This is a genomic window from Gottfriedia acidiceleris (genome assembly GCF_004138285.1).
Taxonomy (GTDB): Bacteria; Bacillota; Bacilli; order Bacillales; family Bacillaceae_G; genus Gottfriedia; species Gottfriedia acidiceleris_A.
In genome coordinates this window covers 1-4,263 of the sequence record NZ_SCFN01000046.1, presented here as the reverse complement: position 1 = coordinate 4,263, position 4,263 = coordinate 1, and the positions used below count along the sequence as shown (strand labels likewise).

5 protein-coding genes are annotated in these 4,263 nt (G+C 26.8%); 3 read left to right on the top strand and 2 right to left on the bottom strand.

Going from position 1 to position 4,263, the window contains the following annotated elements; translation table 11 throughout:
• Positions 1-582 precede the first annotated feature (582 nt).
• The 3 genes from EP747_RS23810 (at position 583) to EP747_RS25460 (ending at position 2,074) form a co-directional block, all read left to right on the top strand.
• Positions 583-843 (top strand): hypothetical protein, encoded by a 261-nt coding sequence (locus EP747_RS23810; protein WP_129692464.1) that lies wholly within the window; start codon positions 583-585, stop codon positions 841-843.
• 319 nt (positions 844-1,162) lie between these two features.
• Complete coding sequence (locus EP747_RS23805) at positions 1,163-1,597, top strand: hypothetical protein (RefSeq protein WP_129692463.1); 435 nt, start codon at positions 1,163-1,165, stop codon at positions 1,595-1,597.
• A gap of 246 nt (positions 1,598-1,843) precedes the next feature.
• Entirely contained in the window at positions 1,844-2,074 is a 231-nt protein-coding gene (locus EP747_RS25460) for a cadmium resistance transporter (RefSeq protein ID WP_129692465.1), read from the top strand.
• Between the two features lie 634 nt (positions 2,075-2,708).
• Here the strand turns inward: EP747_RS25460 and EP747_RS23795 are convergent.
• Together EP747_RS23795 and EP747_RS23790 are read right to left on the bottom strand one after the other, a co-directional pair.
• Entirely contained in the window at positions 2,709-3,677 is a 969-nt protein-coding gene (locus EP747_RS23795) for a CgeB family protein (RefSeq protein ID WP_129692462.1), read from the bottom strand.
• Positions 3,678-3,680: 3 nt separating this feature from the next.
• Positions 3,681-3,896 (bottom strand): hypothetical protein, encoded by a 216-nt coding sequence (locus EP747_RS23790; protein WP_129692461.1) that lies wholly within the window; start codon positions 3,894-3,896, stop codon positions 3,681-3,683.
• Positions 3,897-4,263 lie beyond the last annotated feature (367 nt).

Sequence of the window (4,263 nt, the reverse complement as noted above, 5' to 3'; positions counted from 1 at the left end):
TTTTTTTGATCACCGCCACCATTTTTAAAATTTGTTTTTCTAGATATAAAGTATGGTGGGTCGGTACAGATTAAGTGAATTGAATTACTACGAATTTTTTTGATTTCATTAAAGACATCGCCGTTTATTATTGTTAATTCTCTTTTTGTTTTCTCAAAAGTCATTTTTTTATTCCCCAATCGAATCTTATTCACTTAGATACTAAGTTGTATGAATTAAATTCTATTTGTTTTAAAAAAACAAGAGGATATATTAATTATTTGTTTATAAAAATATTAAAATATGAAAAGTGCATTTTATTAATGAAAATTTGTAGATCTTTGTGTGGAAAACCAAAGCATTTCTTATTTTTGAGACTCTTTCCCTTCATAAAAAATAAGACTATGGTGCCCAAATTTATTTTAAATAAAATGAAAAGTCCTGATTGGTGAATGGTCATATTGTTCGAAAAGGTAGATATTCACCGTTCTTATTGAACTAAATGGCAGGTTAGTTCAATATGATATGGTAATTATTTCAAACAAAAAGTAAGAAATTAGTATGATAAAATTCAACTATTAATACTATTTAGGGAGAAAAATTGTGATTTTTGATATATTATTTTTAATAATTTTTATGATTGGAACATTTTATTGCTATAGAAAGTTTATATTAAATGGATCGTGGTTACAGTTTTTTATTGGAGGAAATTCTTTTGTTGCGGGTTTTAGAATAATAAAAGACTATATTCCCCATGAAAAGTATTGGGTTTACCATACCGCAAGAATAACAATAGGACTATCCCTAATTGCTTTAGCTAGTTTTTTAAGAAAAAAACATGAAAAAAACATTGATACGATATAGTTCAAATAGTTAGGTAGCGTATTCCCTATTTGTACTAACAACGAATATTTTTAGGTGGTAAATAATTGTGAAAAGATATATACGTACTTCTTTTTTTCTTTTTTTGGGTTTATTCATTAGCAATTTAATTTTTAACCATTTTCTAAAACACGATTTAAACATTTTGACTGCTTTTTCCACAGCTTTCGGAGTCTCAATTGGGTTTGTTTTTGTCGAGTCTCGTATAACAAAAAAGCTTAAGAATAAGTAATTATTATTAAGCTAACGCTTGCTTTAGTACAAGTTTCATATACGTTTTTACTCAAGGAGTGTAAATAAAATGTATTTTAAGGATGCAATACTTAGTGGTGATTTTAACAGAGCGAGAGAATTGGCTTCAAATATGGATGAAGAATCTGTATTAGAAGCGCTTTTTTTAATAGCATACGAAGAAGAAAGTATTGCACCGTATGGTTTTGCAAACTTTCAACTCCTAAAGGAAGAAACATCCGAAAATCATTATATGATTTCATTTATTTTGAGTATGGCTTTAAACTACTTGGAAGGAGCATATCAAACATCATTTCATCATGCGAAAAAAGCAACAGAACTATCACCTAATGATAATAGTTACAAAGAGTATCTCCTTTATTTTAATGCACTCCCAGAAAGATTATTAAGTAACGAAGAAGCCATTGAAATTGCAAATTCAATTCTGGAGAATGATCCTATAAACATTACGGCGTTAAATGTAATTAATGAATTAAGAAATTGATATCTTATTCAACTAACGCAATGCAATAGTTACATAAGCAGTAAAAAGGATCTAAGTTTATTAGATCCTTTTTTTATTACCAATAACCGTATTTATGTAAACTAGATTTGTATATCATATACAGCTTCAAAAAGAGAAAAAACTCCTAGACGATGATAGGAGTTTTTTCAGTAACGTATCAAGGTATTAAAAATGATACTGAACGTATCTTGAGTAGTTTGCTCAAATTAATGTTAATTATGTAATATAAAAAAACATTTTTATTTTTCAAGTAAAAGTATTGGTGAAATAATACTCATCGTTGTTGTTATCCTTTGCTTAGTTGCATTATGGTGTTATTTCGGTTCTTTATTAGTTCGTCATCCATTAATTGCAAAAGGAATTGAACGTTATGGACATATTGTTGTTCCATTTGTTTTAATTGCTCTTGGAATATTCATTCTTGTGGAAAATGGAACATTTCATTTAATAAAGTAATCCAACTAACGCGTGCATTAGTTAAACAAGAATTAAAAAAAGAGAAACTCACAGGATAAAGAGTTTCCCTAAAAAATTGGTGATATTGTTAAAAAGAAAAATGTGATACTTTATAGGTTATTCCACCTTTTACTAAGACCTTAAATATTCGGTTCTGGAATCCTAAGAAATCAAAACCTAAGCCGTATGAGGGAAACTTCACGTAAGGTTTGATGAGGGGGAACTGAAATTAAAAGAGATAGCATAAGCTATCCCTTTGAAATCAGTTCTCTACTCTACAACATAATGGCAGATTAGTTTAAGTGTATAACTTCACAATAGGAAGATATATAAATAAAAAGGCAACTGCCCACAAACAGTTACCTTTTTATTAAGAAGAGGTGTATCTATATATCGTATGTTATTAAGACAAATTTGCTGGTACAAGCCCCTAATTTTACAAAAAAAATATAAATACCTTAAGATAGAAATTTATTGTTATATAAGTAACCAATTTGGTTTTATACTTATGTAAAAGATTAAACTACTTTATTAATATTAAAAGGAGAGGTGTTCTCTTTTAAATGGTTAAATTTGTAAATTCCATTTATTAAAAGAATAGACGCAGCTCTCCTGTTAAAAATGAACAGATTTTTTATTTAGTTTTTTCTTCTATTATTTTAAATAAATTATCAATTCTATTAGAAAATGTATTTTTTCCTTTAATCTTAAGAAGTAATGCATTAATTATGTCTTGCCTATATGAAGGGGTGTTAATATACTTTTTAATCAAATTGATGCAACTATTCTCATCCGAATAACGGATCAATTTTTCAATTTTTTCATCAATAAAAATATCTATTTCATCATTAATTAATTGGAAGCCGCCACTTAATGCAATATCAAAAAAACGATTATTTACACTACGATTTAACACATTATTACTATTTTTATTCCAATGAAAAGTAGATTCTCTATGAGGATTTAAGATGATTTTTGCTTTATTGTACCAAATGTTGACTTCGTTAGGAGGAATCCAGTAATTTATAAACTGGATTTTTCTCTTTTTATGGTTGGGAATACGTAGATGCTTTTCCCAATTTTTACCTATTAATACAATTGAAAAATTTGTGGAATTTATTATTGATTGTATTAATTTGATTCGGTTTGGATATGGATAACCTACTAGCAATAAATCTATATCTTTTTCAATATTGATAGATTTGAATACATGTTCATTTGTTGCTAAAGGAAAGTAATGAATATTTTGATATCCAAGTTTGCTATAGAAGTCACACGATGACTTATCTATTGAAAGAATATAATCTGAATATGGTAGTACTTCCAAACTAACATCATTATAAAAAGGATCTTCAGTAAACCAAGAAATAATTGGTACATTAGTCTCTTTAATAATTTTTAAAAGTTGGTTCGGATTTTTATTTCCAATCATGATTAGTACAAATGAAAGTTCAATGGTTAGTAGGGTATTTTTTAATATATTTAAATTTATATTAACTGGAATATCTATAATATTTATTTGTTCTGAGTTTAATTCTTTAATCCACAGGTCAAAATATGAATAGATTCCCTTGTAACCGGAATTAATGTATAAAACATTCATTCTCTATTGAAATCTAATTGATTCAATTTTAGATGCTATTAAAAATACAACCACTTCATCACTAGGAGATAGTGAACTAAATTCTTTCAAAACAATTATTCCTGTTTCTTCATTAAATACAACAAACTGTGCTGGTCCAATAGTATCACCTGAATCTGTTGTAATGATGATAACTTGTCCAGGAATTAGATTTTCTAATAAATGTTCGTAACTTTTCATTTTATTATTCACCCTTTTTTAAATTTTCAATTCAACATTACTATATGAAAAAAAATTAAAATGTTTCTGTGCATTTGTTATAGGTGAATATAAATTGATGAATTTCACTAGTAAAGTTTTAATTTAATAGATAAGCATATATTGTGTTGGTAATATAACGACACAAAATATCTTGAAAAAGGTGATTTTTTTGCACAATGTGTAAAATGAATCACTCTTTTTTTTGTCTAATTTTATTAAACTTTTAAAATAGATTACTTTCCTATTACAAATAAAGAAAATAAACATACAATGTTAAGAATATGAATATCTCGAAAAAAGGTGTGAAAAATTTGACAAAGGTTTCAATAATTATGACTAGTTATAA

Excerpts from the sequence above, each read along its gene's own strand:
- EP747_RS23795 (WP_129692462.1), bottom strand. The coding sequence starts at position 3,677 with ATGAATGTTTTATACATTAATTCCGGTTACAAGGGAATCTATTCATAT.
- EP747_RS23805 (WP_129692463.1), top strand. The coding sequence starts at position 1,163 with ATGTATTTTAAGGATGCAATACTTAGTGGTGATTTTAACAGAGCGAGA.
- EP747_RS23790 (WP_129692461.1), bottom strand. The coding sequence starts at position 3,896 with ATGAAAAGTTACGAACATTTATTAGAAAATCTAATTCCTGGACAAGTT.